This window comes from Oscillospiraceae bacterium (assembly GCA_025758045.1).
GTDB lineage: Bacteria > Bacillota > Clostridia > Oscillospirales > Ruminococcaceae > Gemmiger.
Genome location: CP107208.1, coordinates 1808262 through 1824653, shown reverse-complemented (window position 1 = coordinate 1824653; position 16392 = coordinate 1808262). Strand labels below are relative to the sequence as shown.

Annotated in this window: 12 protein-coding genes and 3 tRNA genes; 3 read left to right on the top strand and 12 right to left on the bottom strand. The window is 54.7% G+C overall.

Annotation, left to right across the window (positions count from 1 at the left end; translation table 11 throughout):
• The first annotated feature begins 53 nt into the window (after positions 1 to 53).
• On the top strand, positions 54 to 1505 hold the full coding sequence (locus OGM81_08565; protein UYJ42398.1) for a sugar transferase: 1452 nt from the start codon (positions 54 to 56) through the stop codon (positions 1503 to 1505).
• Positions 1506 to 2709: 1204 nt separating this feature from the next.
• Here OGM81_08565 and OGM81_08560 read toward each other — a convergent pair.
• Together OGM81_08560 and gap are read right to left on the bottom strand one after the other, a co-directional pair.
• Positions 2710 to 3891: a hypothetical protein gene (locus tag OGM81_08560; GenBank protein UYJ42397.1), complete on the bottom strand. Its 1182-nt coding sequence runs from the start codon at positions 3889 to 3891 to the stop codon at positions 2710 to 2712.
• A 209-nt stretch (positions 3892 to 4100) separates the two neighbouring features.
• The gene (gap, locus tag OGM81_08555) at positions 4101 to 5129 is read right to left on the bottom strand and encodes a type I glyceraldehyde-3-phosphate dehydrogenase (protein ID UYJ42396.1); all 1029 of its coding nucleotides are present in this window, start codon (positions 5127 to 5129) and stop codon (positions 4101 to 4103) included.
• A gap of 230 nt (positions 5130 to 5359) precedes the next feature.
• Between gap and OGM81_08550 the strand changes: the two genes are divergently transcribed.
• Positions 5360 to 5977: a hypothetical protein gene (locus tag OGM81_08550; GenBank protein UYJ42395.1), complete on the top strand. Its 618-nt coding sequence runs from the start codon at positions 5360 to 5362 to the stop codon at positions 5975 to 5977.
• A 419-nt stretch (positions 5978 to 6396) separates the two neighbouring features.
• Here the strand turns inward: OGM81_08550 and OGM81_08545 are convergent.
• From OGM81_08545 to OGM81_08500, 10 genes are all read right to left on the bottom strand, one after another.
• Positions 6397 to 6472, bottom strand: a tRNA-Gly gene (locus OGM81_08545).
• Between the two features lie 161 nt (positions 6473 to 6633).
• Positions 6634 to 7401, bottom strand: coding sequence for a DUF2971 domain-containing protein (locus OGM81_08540; GenBank protein UYJ42394.1), 768 nt, complete (start codon positions 7399 to 7401; stop codon positions 6634 to 6636).
• A 41-nt stretch (positions 7402 to 7442) separates the two neighbouring features.
• Positions 7443 to 8534, bottom strand: a complete 1092-nt coding sequence (locus tag OGM81_08535) for a hypothetical protein (GenBank protein ID UYJ42393.1) — start codon at positions 8532 to 8534, stop codon at positions 7443 to 7445.
• Positions 8535 to 8780: 246 nt separating this feature from the next.
• Positions 8781 to 9413, bottom strand: a complete 633-nt coding sequence (locus tag OGM81_08530; GenBank protein ID UYJ42392.1) for a hypothetical protein — start codon at positions 9411 to 9413, stop codon at positions 8781 to 8783.
• 24 nt (positions 9414 to 9437) lie between these two features.
• The gene (locus tag OGM81_08525; GenBank protein ID UYJ42391.1) at positions 9438 to 9785 is read right to left on the bottom strand and encodes a hypothetical protein; all 348 of its coding nucleotides are present in this window, start codon (positions 9783 to 9785) and stop codon (positions 9438 to 9440) included.
• 134 nt (positions 9786 to 9919) lie between these two features.
• A tRNA-Gly gene (locus tag OGM81_08520) sits at positions 9920 to 9995 on the bottom strand.
• A gap of 39 nt (positions 9996 to 10034) precedes the next feature.
• Positions 10035 to 10111: transfer RNA gene (locus OGM81_08515), tRNA-Asn, on the bottom strand.
• 206 nt (positions 10112 to 10317) lie between these two features.
• A complete protein-coding gene (locus OGM81_08510) occupies positions 10318 to 12798 on the bottom strand; it encodes an excinuclease ABC subunit UvrA (GenBank protein UYJ42390.1) in 2481 nt (826 codons plus the stop codon).
• A gap of 72 nt (positions 12799 to 12870) precedes the next feature.
• Positions 12871 to 13740 (bottom strand): YitT family protein, encoded by an 870-nt coding sequence (locus OGM81_08505; GenBank protein ID UYJ42389.1) that lies wholly within the window; start codon positions 13738 to 13740, stop codon positions 12871 to 12873.
• A 90-nt stretch (positions 13741 to 13830) separates the two neighbouring features.
• Positions 13831 to 14976 carry a hypothetical protein gene (locus OGM81_08500; protein UYJ42388.1) on the bottom strand — a complete coding sequence of 382 codons (1146 nt, stop codon included), beginning with the start codon at positions 14974 to 14976 and terminating at the stop codon, positions 13831 to 13833.
• Positions 14977 to 15124: 148 nt separating this feature from the next.
• Here OGM81_08500 and OGM81_08495 point away from each other — a divergent pair, with 148 nt between their 5' ends.
• The gene (locus OGM81_08495) at positions 15125 to 15823 is read left to right on the top strand and encodes a uracil-DNA glycosylase (GenBank protein UYJ42387.1); all 699 of its coding nucleotides are present in this window, start codon (positions 15125 to 15127) and stop codon (positions 15821 to 15823) included.
• Positions 15824 to 16392 lie beyond the last annotated feature (569 nt).

Here is a 16392-nt window from a genome sequence, read left to right as displayed (position 1 = left end):
TTTGCGGAAACTGCCAGCCAACCCCTTTGTTTGAGGAAGGAACACACACCCGAATGATCACGAAGCGTGAAAAACTACAATATATCTACGTTTTCTTAACGGACCTTGTGGTGCTGCTGCTCAGCACCCTGCTGGCCTGGCTGGTAACGGATGGGCTGTTGAAGCAGCTGGTCCCCTACACCCCCAGCGATTGGGTGCAGACCATCTGCCTGCTGATGCTGGCCTTTGTGGCGACGTTCATCTGTTTTGACCAAACGGAAAACATCGTCACCCGCACCAGCGGCGAGGAAATCAAGCTTTCCATCAAGTTCAATGTGCTGCTGGCGCTGGTCTACTCCACCGCCATGCTGCTGACGAAAGCCACGATGCTGGATTCGCGCTACTTCACGCTGGCGGTGCCGCTTATCAACTTTGCTTTGTTGCCCATCGCCCACGGGCTGCTCAAGCGGTCGTTGCTGCAGATCCAAAGCCAATCCGGCCTGGAAAGCCTGGTGGGGCTTATCACCACCCAGGACCGCGCCGAACTGTTAATTAACGAGTTGCAGAGGGACTGGTCCAAGCGCATCAGCGGCGTGGCGATTCTGGAAGCCCCGGCTTCGGAGATCGGCTCCACGCTGGCCGGTGTTCCGGTGACCGCCAACTACGACAACTTCATGGATTGGATCCGCCAGGCTGCGCTGGATGAGATCTACGTCGACATCCCCATGGACAGCGGCGAATCCTTCATCCCTGTGCTGGAAGAGATGGAGAGCATGGGCCTGACCGTGCATTTCCGCCTGCTGCTGCTGGACCGCATCGAGGAACACTGCTGCGGTGAGACCAGCGCCGTGCGGTTTTCCCGCATTTTGGGCCGCTGCGCCGGAGGCAACATCGTCACGATGGGCACCCTGGAGCTGAAGCTGCGCGACCGTGTGCTGAAGCGTGCGATGGACATTGTCGGCGGTCTGGTGGGCTGCATCATCAGCGTGCCCATCATCGCCATTACGGCTATCCCGCTGAAGCTGGAAAGCCCCGGCCCACTGATCTTTAAGCAGAAGCGCGTCGGTCTGAACGGCCGTGTGTTCTACATCCACAAGCTGCGCAGCATGTATATGGATGCCGAGGAACGCAAAAAGAGCCTGATGACCCAGAACGAAATGAACGGCCTGATGTTTAAAATGCAGGATGACCCCCGCATCACCAAGGTGGGTAAGTTCATCCGCAAGACCAGCATCGACGAGCTGCCGCAGTTCTTTGACGTGCTGCGCGGCGACATGAGTCTGGTTGGTACCCGACCGCCGACGCTGGACGAATATAAGCAGTACGAGAGCCACCACAAGCGCCGCCTGTCCATGAAGCCCGGCATCACCGGCCTGTGGCAGGTCAGCGGCCGCAGCAACATCGAGGATTTTGAGGAAGTTGTCCGCCTGGATGTAAAATACATCGACAACTGGTCCCTGTGGGGGGATATCAAGATCTTGTTTAAGACAGTGTACGTAGTATTTGCCGGCCGCGGCGCAAAGTAAAAATCAAATAGTAAAAACCGGCATCCCTTTGCGTTGGGGATGCCGGTTTTCTTTATCGTTTGCAGGTACCGTCCTGGCACCAGGACACCGTGCTTACTTTATATTCGTATTCGTCTGCGGTATACAGGGTATCGCCATCCGCCCCTGCGAACAACCACACAGTCACAATTGCGTTTGACAGTTTGTTTGTAGGGGGCGGTGTTGCGGGGTCGCGCAGCGATCAATGCCCCAGTGGGGCATTGAACCGCACGAGCGGGCCCGCTTTGCGGGATGGCGGCGCTCGTTGTGCGCCGCCAAGCGCCGACGCCCCGTGCGGCCTTGCGTTGGTTGCTCAATTTCCCATCGGGAGGTACATTTGCAGTTTCAAGGTATCGTTAAGAATACCTTGAAAACTACCAATGTACTTCCCGGGCATCCCATTACATATTTCATTTTTCCCACTGCCGGGCAGAATGAAATATGAAATATGAAATATTGAAATTATGAGATTCATACGATACTATGCGTTTTTTCAGCTTTTGCATGTTTCAGGCAGAAAAAATGAAACATATAAAAGATATATAGTGTAACATATATTCAGCATAAGCTCCTCTCAGGGTGAGCCTATACTATTGTTATATCTCACTTTTCAAGAAGTGAGATATAACAAATTCAAATAATCAACGTTATACCATTAATATCTCAATATTTCATATTTCTTTTTTCCCCTCCATGGGGCAAAATGAAATATGAAACATATTCTACCAGCCAAAAGAAGACACAAAAGGCGGGCGGATATGGAATCCGCCCCTACGGCTGGCCGGGTGCGTGGTGGATGTAGGGGCGGCCCATTACGTTTCTCAAACGTTTCTCATTGCCAGATAGCGTGAGAAATGAGAAACGAAACGTCTGGTAACAAAAAGCGCCCCCGCCGCTGTTTTCAGCGGAAGGGGCGCGGTGCTTACCTACGATTCAGCAGTTTGCAGCTAAAATCTTTCGATTACAGCTCAGCGAAGTACTTAATGGTGCGGACCATCTGAGAGGTGTAGGAGTTCTCGTTGTCGTACCAAGAAACGACCTGAACCTGATAGGTGTCCCGTCAATTATTATCGCTGTATAGCTGTTTTTTCGTTCTTTGGGTGGCTGTATGCTTTCTTTTTTCGTAGCGAAATTTCACAACAATTGTCGTAGTTGGGAAACTTCTTTATTTCTTTATCTTACAAAATCAATACAGCGGCTTGCTCTCCGGCTCCTGCGCGGGCTCGGTCGGCTCGGCTGCGGGGGCAGCGGCGGGCTGACGGCGCGCGGCGGCGACCTCCTGATGGAAGGTCACGGGGTTCGCGTGGTAGCGCTTCTCGATCTCAGCGTCGTAGCCGATCATCGCATCGGGATAGGTGCTCTGCATCTGGCGCAGAATCTCCTGCGCCTCGTCCTCGTTCTTGACGGAGATGTCATGGCAGGCGTTCTTCTCGGTCGCGCCATAGACGCGCACCATCATCTCCTTGCCAACGGTCAGGATTCCGTAGGCCTTGTGGCGCACGGTGTACTGGTACGCCCAGACCACGTCGTCACCGGCCAGCACCCAGGAATCGCGGCTGTGGACGTACATCAGCCAGCTGCGGCTCATGCGCACCTTGCCGTCCTGCATCGTGTCCTCGTAGAAACGGTCGAGCGCCTGCTCGGTGCCTTCCGGGTCAGCGGTGGCAGCGATATAGCGGCGGATCTGCTTCTGGAAGCCGCCCGTCAGGGAGCGGACGACAAACCAAATCAGCAGTGCCAGCACCAGCAGCATCACAATGCCCATGAAGCCCAGCACAAAGGTATCGCTGCCGTCGATCTCGTCATCGGTCAGCACCAGCGGCAGGAAGGTGCAGCCGTCCTCCAGACCGATGTCGTCATAGCTGAAACCGGCGTCGATGAAGTAGTCCTCCCACAACTGCTTGGTCTCATCGTCCATCCGCTTCAGGGTGCCGCGCACGGTCACGTAAGAGCCGTCCCACTCGTAGCTGCCATCCTCGTCGTCCAGCATGCGCGCGGTGTCGTCGACGACCGCCTCGGCGTCGTCGATTTTGGACGCGGGCACTTCCAGACCGATGTAAATGGTTGCATCCGGCGTGTTGATGGGCATAATGTACTCACGCGCGGAGACTTCATCGCGCTTGCCGCTCTCGCTGCTGACGGTTTCGGCGTAGTAGTCGATCAGGGTATCGACGTCCATCGTGATATATTGTCCCTGCAGGGAGAGGATGTCCTCGTGGTCGTCCAGCGGCTCAAAGTAGGCGGGGCCGGCCAGCATCTTGACGATGCCGGGGCCAAACACCACGCCGAGGGCGGCCGTGACGATGCCCAGCACGATGATGCACCACAAATTGCCGAGCAGGGTTTTCTTTTTCAGGGATTCCAGCATTTTGTTTCCTCCATTCTTTTTGTTAGGGTTCACAAAAAGTGTAACAGTTTGTTCATATATTGTCAACCGGTTACGCATGTTTGCGCAAAAAATCTTTGGGTGTTGCTTCCTAAAGCCGGTCATACACAGCGCGCAAAAAAACGCCCCTTCCGGTCAAACCGAAAGGGGCGGGGTTCAGCTATTTAATTCGCAGTTAAGCTACTTGCAGATTACAGCTCAGCGAAGTACTTAATGGTGCGGACCATCTGAGAGGTGTAGGAGTTCTCGTTGTCGTACCAAGAAACGACCTGAACCTGATAGGTGTCGTCGTCGATCTTAGCAACCATGGTCTGGGTAGCGTCGAACAGAGAGCCGTAACGCATGCCGATAACGTCAGAAGAAACGATCGGATCCTCGTTGTAGCCGAAGCTCTCGGAGGCAGCAGCCTTCATAGCAGCGTTGATGGCTTCCTTGGTGACGTCCTTGCCCTTGACAACGGCAACCAGGATGGTGGTAGAGCCGGTGGGAACGGGAACGCGCTGAGCAGAGCCGATCAGCTTGCCGTTCAGCTCGGGGATGACCAGGCCGATGGCCTTGGCAGCGCCGGTGGAGTTAGGAACGATGTTCTGAGCACCAGCACGAGCGCGGCGCAGGTCGCCCTTACGCTGCGGGCCGTCCAGGATCATCTGGTCGCCGGTGTAAGCATGAACGGTGGTCATGATGCCGGAGACGATGGGGAAGGTCTTGTTCAGGGTGTCGGCCATAGGAGCCAGGCAGTTGGTGGTGCAGGAAGCAGCGGAGATGACCTGATCCTCAGCGGTCAGGGTCTTCTCGTTGACGGAGTAGACGATGGTCTTCAGATCCTTGCCAGCGGGGGCAGAGATAACGACCTTCTTAGCGCCAGCCTGGACGTGAGCCATAGCCTTGTCCTTGCTGGTGTAGAAACCGGTGCACTCCAGAACGACATCGATGCCCAGCTCGCCCCAGGGGCAATCCTTAGCATCTTTAATGGCGTAGATGGTGATCTTCTTGCCGTCGACGACGATGTAGTCCTCGCCAGCCTCGACGGTGTGCTTGTGCTCACCGATCTTGCCCAGGAAAGAGCCCTGAGCGGTGTCATACTTCAGCAGGTGGGCCAGCATAGCGGGGCTGGTCAGATCGTTGATAGCGACAACTTCGTAGCCGTCAGCCTCAAACATCTGACGGAAAGCCAGACGGCCGATACGGCCAAAACCATTGATAGCAACTTTAACAGCCATTGTTAAATCCTCCCAAGATTTTTGTTGTACCCGGCAGCCCGGTCACCCGCTCTGCCGTATGCTACTATTGTACCCTATTCTTGCGAAATCTGCAAGGGGGCTGTTATTCATTTAACAGGATTTTTTCAAAAAAATCATGATTTTTTTTGTCTGGAACCATTTCCCACTCCTCCGCCGGGCAGTTTTGCACAGACTAACAGGGACTTGGCACCACGAGAGGGGGAGTGACAATGCAGGTTTTCGACGATCCTCGCCGCCTGCGCCTGTCGGGCATGGCCGCAGCCGGGGCGGATGTGCAGCCCCAGCTGCGGCTGCTGATGCTGGCGGAGGCCCTTGCTGCACCGCCCACGCACCGTGCGCTGGACCTGAGCGCCGAGACAGCCGTCCTGTGTACCGCCGCCAGCGAGGCCGTGCGGCGGCGGCCGGGCTGGCTGTACGTGATGCCCTCCCCTGCCCCGCTGCCCGTGGCACTGCCCCGCAATTTGTGGCAGGCGGCGGTGCTGTGCGTGCTGCGGTGCGTGCTGCCCGCCGGGTGGGCCGCGGTCACGCTGCAGCCGGGCGCAGGGGCGGCGGTGGCGGTGTTCCGCGCGGTTTCCGCCTCCGGGATGCCCGCCGACACCCTGCCCTTGCTGCGCCGCGCAGCCGCGCTTACAGGCGGTCTCTGCCTGGCCACTTGTTCCCCCGTGCATGGGCGCAGCGCGGACGCAGCCCATCCCCCACATTTTGCCGCCGCCCTGCGCCTGCCGCTGGCCCCCCACGCGCCCCTGCGTGAGCCGCCCACTGCCGAAGATTTACTGTATGACCGGTACAGCCCTGTGCAGGTATTGTTGGATGGGTTTACGGTATAGAGAGGATGGATGTACGCACAACATTTTGCAGATTTTATACCGTACAGGATAAAATCGACCAAAAGTTGCCATTGGCAATCACGAACGCCGTATTATAATATCAGTTTACCATCCGCACAATATACAGAATATATTCTTCTTACAGAGAGGTGCTGATCTATGGACATCCTGCAGGAATTGCTGCGTCAGCGCGCCCTGTTGCAGCGAATGCAAGAACTCAACGAAGCTATGATAAAAAGATGTTGTGAGAGCAATGATTTATCCTATGACAGATTCTGATGTTATGAAACGGTTATGCCGCCTCATCGCTGAAATTGATTTTTGATGCTGATAACAGCATCCGCTGCGTGCCGAATTATAAAACAAAAGGCGGGAGAGCCGGTTGAAACGTTTGTTTCAACCGGCTCTCCCGTTACCTTTGGAGCGGCCGACGAGGCTCGAACTCGCTACCTCCACCTTGGCAAGGTGGCGCTCTACCAGATGAGCTACGGCCGCATAAAAAAATCACCGAAGATTGTTCGGTGATTTTTTTGTTGGCTGCCCCAGTCCGACTTGAACGGACGACACCCTGATTAACAGTCAGGTGCTCTAACGGACGACACGGAGATAATGTCGCCTGTTTTATGCACTTACCCTTTATAGAAATGATAGAAGTGCTATTTGCTTAAAAGATATTCTTCAAAATTTGCAATTTCAGGTACTTCTGATCCATCACCTGTCATTTCATCTTTTTCATAATCTATATCGGTTAATTTCATTTTAAACGATCTAACTCCTGGCCAAATTTTCATTCCTTTCACATCTGTGGGAAGCCAACCTCTAATAATTGACTGTATTTCCTTTGGCATTTTATGCCCTACGATTACACCTACAAGCTCTTTGGGTTCAAACGTAAAAAATTCATTGATGTCTTTTTGTAAAATGCGCCACTCCTCTTCATAGCTCCAACCGCTTTGTTTCATCAAGAGGCTTTCACAAACAAGCTCATCTATTCTGAAATCATCGAAGTCATCTCGATCATCTATATCACGAAGTGGTTTTTCTTCAAAATAATTCACCTTCTGCGCCGCTGAGAAGTTTCCCTCGGTAGAAAAGCAAAGGCAAATTCCCGTATAGTTTCCACCATAATGTGCCCATAGTTGTGGATTAATTGGGCTCTTTGACAACGATAATATTCTGTAACTTTCCTTATAAGACGCAACAACAGGGTCTTCCACATCAGACAGAAGAAAGATACTGTGCCCGGCATAGCCACTAATATGTATATCGATTGCCGCCCCTTCCAGTGGGTCATTCAAGTTATCATACTTAGGAAAGTATATGTGATGATTTACTATAATGTCATGTAGCCAAATAAGATGTTCAATATCTGCTACGTTTAAGTATTTGTACAGCAATTTAGGCAATGGTTCGGTACCATCCATTTATTACTCATCCCCATCCTTATATATGAGATAGATATTCCTCACAGAGAAATCACTTCAGACACAGTCTTTGCAAAAGCCGTTGCAATAATATCTTTTATTGCGCTTGAGTTTTTCTTCCTGACGAGTTCTTCAAGTTCACAATCCAATCGCACTTTTCCTTTCTTTGAAAACTCGATAATGTAATGCTCAAATGCGTCCTTTTGCGCCGCTTGACTTGTTGTCAAATGTCGTTTTCTACATAAGTTTCTGTACGAAATGAGCACATCACGATAAGTTTCCATATAAGTAAGTGCAAGGAACGCTTTGCGACAACGCGAAAAATAATTGTCAAATATCGTGTTTTCCACTGATACATAGATGCTTTTTTCTCTCAGTATTCGTAACACACGGCGATTCCTTGTATCATCAGAAACAGCCAATCTGCCCATTCCGATTATTGCGATTTGTGCATTCTCGTCTGGTAATAAATGTAATCCAAAGTTGGTGAAAATAAAGAGTCCGAAAATAGAGTTATATCCAATAACGACTTCGTTCGAATCATCACTTATCATTTTTTCTTCACCATCAGGACAATATCGATATATTTTAGTATCTACATGTATTGTGGGTATTGGAATGTTCCAGCTTTGATTAATATAATCGAATATTGTAGAATCGGAGGACAAGTCATCTGGGAGAAGTTTCAAAATTTTAAAGACTCTCTTGCCGTTACGGTACTCAACGAGAGCAAAGAAGGTAATTTCCAATGCCGAATCCGATTGAAAGCATCTGACCCATGGGTAGAAAAATCGTACTCGCTCTATGACATTGCATCGAATTCCATAAGAATATGCCTTCACAGTTGATTCCATATATTCCAAAATCAATCTTGATGCCGCGTGGATAGAATTCAGTACCGATATCGTTCCTCTCCGCTGATAATCATAAACATAATTAATTAGCTCGGTTATCTGCAAATCCTCAAGGACATCATCACTCGATGGTACACTTCCCAAATTCTTCCGCTCTAATATATGCATCGTGCAACGTGCGGGAGGAACCCAGCTCCGGTCGACTATATAAGAAAAGCTCACATATTTGTTTTGTGCCTTTTCCATTCCATCGCAATCGCTTTTTGTCATATCCTTCACATTCAACCTTCCGTATTATTTTGTGTACTTATTATATCATGCAATTCACAAAAAAATCAAGCCGCAAAACCACTACATATAGTGGTATCACGGCTTATTTAACGGAATATTTGCTTTTTGTGATGTTATATCCATACTGAAGGGCATGTTCAATTTTCTTCTCAGGCACCCACCATAGAAGCGTACAGGGCATACACCTGCCATACAGCACATGCATGCCCTGCAAAAATTCATGTTTAAATTCTGTTATGCTTCAAACGCAGCACGAACCGTAGCCAGCGAACGGCCCTCTGTGGCCGCCACATGGTGCTCGTAGGTTACGCGGGTGACCTCTTCCGCAAAAGCTCGTTCTTTCGGTGTGGCAGTTGCCCAGTCGATGTTGTACTTACGGCAGACCTTGAAAAAGAAGTTATAGAATTCATCTCGCTGTGTTGTCTGCGGCCTAAAGTATTGTGCCGCATTTTTGTTGCGTTCGTTTTTTACAATTTCCATAGCGTGTAAGTCGAAGCCCGCTTCCATGGTGGCGGACAGCAGATGCTCGGTGTATTTGCGGCCCTGCTTGTTCACAGTGTCGCGCACTGCTTCGCTGACCGTGCAGGGCTGGCCCGCCAGCATGTTCTCAATTTGGGCATCCGTAAGGGACAGCCCGGTTTCCCGGCGCACCTGCTCCCGAATGTCGTCCACGCAGCGGATCATGCCGAGTTCCAAGCTGTGCGCGGTGTCGGCCACCGGGATGGCGTTGTCGATGCGCATGAAGTCCACCGTCCAGCCACCCAAGTCCATGAGGAGCATGGACGGTTCGTCCTGCAATAGCCCGGTTTCAGTCATAAGGCCTTGGGGGAAGATGGCAACTTCCTCGATGGTGATGCTGTACTCCACACCCTCGAATCTATAATGTACAGGCTACCGGGTGCGAAACAGGTAATCCCGGAACTTCGGCTTGTCTCGGCCAAAGCTGATTAAGGGCAAGCCCGCCGCGATCCGCACCGAACATTCGGGCGGCAGGCCGCGCTGCTGAATCTCCTTTGCAATGGCCGCCAGCGTCAGCAGGTAATAGTTGTCGTTCGTAGTCTTATCCCGCTGGATAGGCTGCCGCCCGGTGCCACAAACAAAAAAGCACCCGGCAAGTTCCAAAAGACCTTGCCGGGTGTAGGGTTCGTGTTCTCCGTAGCTTGTAAGTCCTGCCGGGAACGAGCAGTGCGCTGTCTTGATAGCGTAGTAACCGTGATCGATGCCGATAATGATGCTCATGGGAATGACCTTCTTTCTTTAATATAATGTAAGATTTATATAAACGGCAAGGGGAGTGTAACCTTTGCCGGAATTTTCGTGTATAACGAGAAAAGCCCCCGGCTGAAACTTACGTTTCAACCGGGGGCTTTATTTGGAGCGGCCGACGAGGCTCGAACTCGCTACCTCCACCTTGGCAAGGTGGCGCTCTACCAGATGAGCTACGGCCGCATAAAAAAATCACCGAAGACTGTTCGGTGATTTTTTTGTTGGCTGCCCCAGTCCGACTTGAACGGACGACACCCTGATTAACAGTCAGGTGCTCTAACCAACTGAGCTATGGGGCAATATTTAACTTGTCGTGTCATGCGCTCTCGCTGACGACTCCATTATTATAGCAATCACGGTTTGCTTTGTCAACACTTTTTCCCAAGTTTTTTTGATTTTTTTGCTGAATTTCCGGTGCCGCTTTTAGGCACTCTGTATATTGTTGCAAAACAAAAGCCAGGTACAACCTGTTGGGTCACGCCTGGCGAATGGTTCGGTTTTACCTTTACAAAAAGCGTCCTGTCACACTTTCGGGTGTGGCTTTGATCTGCGCCGGGGTGCCTGCGGCCACCACACGGCCGCCTTTTTCGCCGCCGCCCGGGCCCATATCCACGATATAATCCGCACTGCGGATCACGTCGAGGTCGTGCTCGATGACGATGACCGTGGCGCCGTTGTCGATCAGTGTGCGGAAAACGCCCAGCAAGGTCTGCACATCCAGCGGGTGCAGGCCGATGGTCGGCTCGTCAAACACAAACACCGCGTGGGACTGGGTGCGCTCCATCTCACTGGCCAGCTTCAGGCGCTGGGCTTCTCCGCCGGAAAGGCTGGGCGTTTCCTCGCCCAGGGTCAGGTAGCCCAGCCCTAGATCCTGCAGCACTTGCAGGCGCTGGCGCACCAGCTTCCTATCCTTGCACAGATCCAGCGCCGTATGCACGTCGCAATCCATCAGCCGGGGCAGTGTGGTAGTGCGGCCGTGCTTGTCGATCAGCTTCACGTCGTCGGCCTCGCGGGCATAGCGGGAACCGTGGCAAGCAGGGCAAGGGATCTCCACATCCGGCAAGAACTGCACATCCAGGCTGATGGCGCCGGTGCCATCGCACACCGGGCAACGCAGTTTGCCCGTGTTGTAGGAGAAATCGCCTGCCTTGTAGCCGTGGGCCTTGGCGTCCTGAGTGTGGGAAAAAATCTTGCGCAGTTCGTCGTGGACGTTGGCATAGGTAGCCACAGTGGATCGCACGTTGATGCCTATGGGCGTGGCATCGATGAGCTTGACCTGCTCGATGCCCTCGGCTGTTACCGCCTTGACATGGGACGGCAGTGGACGGCCCGCGGTACTGGCCGCAAGGGCAGGCACCAGGCTTTCCAGAATCAGCGTGGTCTTGCCGGAGCCGGACACGCCAGTGACGACGGTCAGCCTGCCCTTGGGGATGTCTATCTCCAACGGGTGCACCGTGTGAATGGCATCGGTGGAAAGGTGGATGCGGCCCTCGGCAAAGAGGTCGCTCTTCCCCGCCCCGGCAGGCAGCGCGGCGGCCGCCGGGCGCAGAAAGGGTCCGATTATCGACTTGGAGTCCTGCTCAATTTCGGGCACAGTGCCCTGAGCGATGACGTAACCACCGCCCGCACCGGCTTCGGGGCCCATCTCGATGATCCAATCGGACTCGGCCAGCACCTGGGTGTCGTGATCCACCAGTACCACCGAGTTACCGTCCTCGACCAGATCGTGCATAACGCCGGTCAGGCCCACGATGTTGGCCGGGTGCAGGCCGATGGACGGCTCGTCCAGCACGTAGAGCACGCCGGTGGTGCGGTTGCGGACCGCGCGGGCCAGCTGCATGCGCTGGCGCTCACCGGTGGAGAGGGTGGACGCGGCGCGGTCCAGGGAGAGGTAATCCAACCCCAGGTCCATCAGGCGGCGGGCTGCGGTGCGGAAGGACTCGCAGATGCTCTCGGCCATGGGACGCATTTCCGCGGGCAGGCTGGCGGGCACGCGGTCCACCCACTGGGTCAGCTCGGCCAGCGGCATCGTGCAGGCATCGGCCAGCGAGATACCCTGCAGACGGGGTGCGCGGGCGGCCTCGGACAGACGGGTACCGTGGCAAGCCGGGCAGGTCTCCTGCTTGAGGAACTTTTCCACACGCTTCATGCCCTTTTCGTCCTTGACCTTGGCCAGCGCGTTTTCCACCGTGTAGACCGCATTATAATAGGTAAAGTCCAGTTCACCGGCTTCGGGGGTGTTTTTGGCCTTATAAAAAATATGTTTTTTCTCCGCCGGGCCGTGATAGACGATTTCTTTCTCGGCGTCGGTCAACTGGTTGAAGGGTACATCGGTGCGCACGCCCATGGCACGGCAGACATCGGTCATCAGGCTCCACATCAGGGAATTCCAGGGGGCGACTGCGCCATCGTCGATGCTCAGCGTCGGGTCGGGTACCAGCGTGGCCAGGTCCACCGTGCGCACGGTGCCGGTGCCATCGCAGGTGCGGCAGGCCCCCTGGCTGTTGAATGCCAGTTCCTCGGCGGAGGGTGCGCACACCGTGGCCCCGCAGGTGGGGCAAATCAGCGGCTTTTCAGCCGCCACAGCTAGGCTGGGCGGCAGGTAGTGACCGTTGGGACAGCGGTGGGACGCCAGGCGGGAGAACATCAGCCGCAGGCTGTTCAGCAGCTCGGTGCCAGTGCCGAAGGTGCTGCGAATGCCCGGCACGCCGGGCCGCTGGTGCAGCGCCAGCGCCGCCGGGACGTAAAGCACCTCATCCACGCTGGCCTTGGCGGCCTGGGTCATGCGGCGGCGGGTGTAGGTGGACAGGGCGTCCAGGTAGCGGCGCGAGCCCTCGGCATACAGCACGCCCAGTGCCAGTGAGGATTTGCCGGAGCCGGACACACCCGCGATGCCGACGATCTTGCCCAGGGGGATGTCGACGTCGATATTTTTCAGGTTATGGACCCGCGCGCCGCGGATCTTGATTGCTTCTTTGGTTGGCATGGTCGTTCCTCTGTATATAAATAGGTTACAAAAAGCGGGCAGATGCGAGCATCCGCCCTTACAGATGGGTAATTACGTATTTTCTTCGCTCTTGCCCAGTTCCAGCTGGCGGAAACCTTCGCCATGGACCTCGTTGGATTGCAGCATGATGATAAAGCTGGCCGGGTCCATCTTCTGGATGGCGTGCTCGATCTCGTACAGCTGCTTGTTGGAACATGCGCAGAGCACTACATCCTTGGGTGCGCCGCCATAGCCGCCGCGCCCCTGTAAAATGGTGGCACCGCGGTCCGCCACGCGGTCGATCTCCTTGCAGGCGGCCTCGCCGTCGTCGGTCACGATCATGGCCAGCATCGAGGAGGAGAAGCCGAACATCATCTTATTGATGACCGCCGAGGAGACAAAGTTGAAGATAAGGCCGTAGATGATGGAGTCCACGTCGTGGAACACCAGACCGTTGGCCACAATGACAGCCAGCGCCGCCGCAAAGGTGATGTTGCCAAAGGGCAGGTGTGGGTGCTTGACCTTGACGGCCATCGTGATAAAGTCGATACCGCCGGTGCTGGAGTTCTGCATGTAGATCAGCGCATCGCCGATGCCGCAGATGACGCCGCCGCACAGGGTGGCCAGCAGGCGGTCGCCGGTGTAGACCGGCATCATGGGCAGCAGATAGTCGGTAAACACGGCGAACAGCACCATGCAGCGCATGCTGCGCAGCAAAAACGACTTGCCCAGCACCTTGTAGCTGAACAGGATGATGGGGATATTGATGAGCACGTTGGACAGGCCCATGGGGATACCGAACAGACGGTACAGGATGGCGCAGACGCCCGCAACACCGGTAACAGGCACACCCGATGCCACGGCAAAGCTGTAGATGCCGGCAGCCGCGACAAAGCAGCCCAACACCTCCAGCAGCAGGTTTACGTGTTTGTTTTGGGTCATGATGTACCTCCTTACAAAATGGGGAAAGCTGAAGAAAAGGGCGGGGGCATACTGTGATGCTCCCGCCCTGTGTGTTGCACAGACGTTCTTTTACTTAGAGACAGTCTTTTTGATTTTGGATGCGCTGTAAGTATTGATGGCCGAGCTGTCCAGGTTATGTTCCAGTGCGGCGCCGTCGGCGTAGAGCTTATCCTGGATCTCGTCGCTCTTCATGCTGGTCAGCATATCATACATGCTGTTCAGCTGGTCAACGGTATAGGTCTTGAGCGGGTCGATGCGGCGGGCCACCAGCAGGGTGGTGCCCAGGTCGATGGTCGTCCAGGTGCCCAGGGGGATCTCATCCAGCGGGTCGGTCAGGTTGTTGTAGCCGTCGCCGCCAAAGCTGGAGAGATCGTCCGGGGTGTACAGCTTGGAACCGGCGTAGTAGACCGCCTGGGCAGACTCGATCGTGCTGCCCATGGCGCTCATGGCCTGGGGCACGTAATTCATGGCAGCGGTGTACAGGGCGCTGTTGCTGGCGGTCTCGGCGGTAGCCTGTTCGTTCAGTTCAGCCAGGCACTGGGCCGCGATGTCCTCGATCTGGGACTTCTGGTCATCGGTGGCCAGCGAGTAGCTGGAGTAGTTCACCAGCGGGAACTGCACGGTCTCGACGTAGTAGCAATCGTTGTTGACGTAGTCGGTGTACTCGGCCTCGGTCACGGGGCTGGTGCCGTCGGCGCCGTAGGTCAGGTTCAGGATGGCCTTGGCCTTCTGGGCGTTCAGCAGGTAGGTTTCCACCGTGGACTTGGAAATGCCGTTGGCGGTGTACAGGTCGCCGTTGGAATTCCACAGGCTGTCGGCAGAGTTGGCGGCCTCGGCGGTGGCAGCATCATCCAGCACACCACCCAGCTCGTCGAACTCCTTTTCAACAGCAGCGTAGTACTCGATGGCGTGGCTGGTCAGCTGGCTGATGTAGTCGGCACCGTCGGTGGTGACTTCCTCGCCGTTGATGGTGCCGGTGCACTGGGCCTTCAGCACGGTCTTGACATCGTTGGCGGTTTCGCCGGTCGCCAGGTCGGCCAGGCCGGAGGCGGTGTTGTAAGAGTTGTACTGGGCCAGCAGGTAGACACCGGCCGGGATCTCGACCCCGCCGATGGAGCCCACATTGGCAGGCGTAGACATAGCACAGCCGCCCAAAGCCAGCAGCATGGAAGCAGCCATGCCCAGGCTGAACAGTTTGGTTTTGATGGAACGCATGATCGGTTCTCCCCTTTATAATACTTGGCAGGGCGTATAACACCCTGAATTAGTATTATACCGCGTTTAATCGCGTATTGCAAGCCCTGGCCCCGGTGTGGTATACTGGCTTCACGAGAGTTTCACATATTATAATAAGGAGTACGCCATGCTTCTGACCGAACAGGCCGCCCGGCTGCAGGGCGGCGATTGGGCGCCGTTTTTTGCAGCCGAGTGCGCCAAGCCCTACTTTGCCGCTCTGGACGCCTTTGTGACTGAGGCCGCCGCTCACACCACTGTCTACCCGGCTGCCGAGAATATCTTTGCTGCCTTTGCCGCCTGCCCCTCTGCGGGCATCCGCGCGGTGATCCTGGGGCAGGACCCCTACCACGAGCCGGGGCAGGCCATGGGGCTGTCTTTCTCGGTGCCCGATGCCTGCAAGGCACCGCCCAGCCTGCGCAATATTTTTAAGGAACTGGAAAGCGAGACCGGCACCCAGCGCGCTCACAACGACCTGACCCCCTGGGCGCAGCAGGGCGTACTGTTGCTGAACACCGTGCTGACGGTGGAGCAGGGCCGCGCCTTTGCCCACGCCAAGCAGGGCTGGGAGACTTTCACCAGGGCCGCGCTGGAATACGCCGTGCAGCAGAGTAATGCCCCCCTGGCCGCTGTGCTGTGGGGCAAGCCCGCCCAAAAGTACGCGCCGGTGTTTGCTGCTGTGCAGGACCGCCGCCCCGTACTGGTGCTGGAATCGGCCCACCCCAGCCCGCTTTCAGCGTACCGTGGGTTCTTTGGGTCGGCGCCCTTTGGTAAGATCAACGCCTTTTTGCAGCAGCACGGAGAAGCAGCGATCGATTGGCTGAAATAAGCCGCGCAAGAAAGTGAAAAAGCCCCAGCAGGCTGACAGAAATGACCGAAGAGACCAATATTGACGTTGTGGCTGTGGTTGAGGGCCGAGAGCACAAGAAAGAATAATAAAAACGGCAGGCTACCCCATGAAGGCGGCCCGCCGCTTTTGTGTCCAGATTGGACACGGATTTTATACGACCTTTTTACGACCTGTTGCCTGCTTACGACCATTTTACGGCCTATTTTCTTACAGTATTTTACACAATCAAGCACTATCACGCAAACGAAAAACCGCGATACAGCAACCTTTGCGGTTTGTATCGCGGTTTTTACGTTGGCGGAGTAAGAGAGATTTGAACTATAATTATGATGCAAACCACATTTAATCTAATAAAATCCAGACAAGTAAAACATCATTACAGCATCACTTATTTACAATCCAGTTAAGTTGCTGAAAATGCACTTATATTGTGTTGTGGGTAAAACCGTGGGTCAAAAAGCGACCTTGCAAAGCACTTGACAGCACTACCAAGTATGGCTATAATAGATTATAGAAAAGGCGCTGCGACAAGCGGTTAGTCCTTGACG

Coding starts and splice junctions, on each gene's coding strand:
- OGM81_08565 (UYJ42398.1), top strand. CDS start 54: ATGATCACGAAGCGTGAAAAACTACAATATATCTACGTTTTCTTAACG.
- OGM81_08560 (UYJ42397.1), bottom strand. CDS start 3,891: ATGCTGGAATCCCTGAAAAAGAAAACCCTGCTCGGCAATTTGTGGTGC.
- gap (UYJ42396.1), bottom strand. CDS start 5,129: ATGGCTGTTAAAGTTGCTATCAATGGTTTTGGCCGTATCGGCCGTCTG.
- OGM81_08550 (UYJ42395.1), top strand. CDS start 5,360: ATGCAGGTTTTCGACGATCCTCGCCGCCTGCGCCTGTCGGGCATGGCC.
- OGM81_08540 (UYJ42394.1), bottom strand. CDS start 7,401: ATGGATGGTACCGAACCATTGCCTAAATTGCTGTACAAATACTTAAAC.
- OGM81_08525 (UYJ42391.1), bottom strand. CDS start 9,785: ATGAGCATCATTATCGGCATCGATCACGGTTACTACGCTATCAAGACA.
- OGM81_08510 (UYJ42390.1), bottom strand. CDS start 12,798: ATGCCAACCAAAGAAGCAATCAAGATCCGCGGCGCGCGGGTCCATAAC.
- OGM81_08505 (UYJ42389.1), bottom strand. CDS start 13,740: ATGACCCAAAACAAACACGTAAACCTGCTGCTGGAGGTGTTGGGCTGC.
- OGM81_08500 (UYJ42388.1), bottom strand. CDS start 14,976: ATGCGTTCCATCAAAACCAAACTGTTCAGCCTGGGCATGGCTGCTTCC.
- OGM81_08495 (UYJ42387.1), top strand. CDS start 15,125: ATGCTTCTGACCGAACAGGCCGCCCGGCTGCAGGGCGGCGATTGGGCG.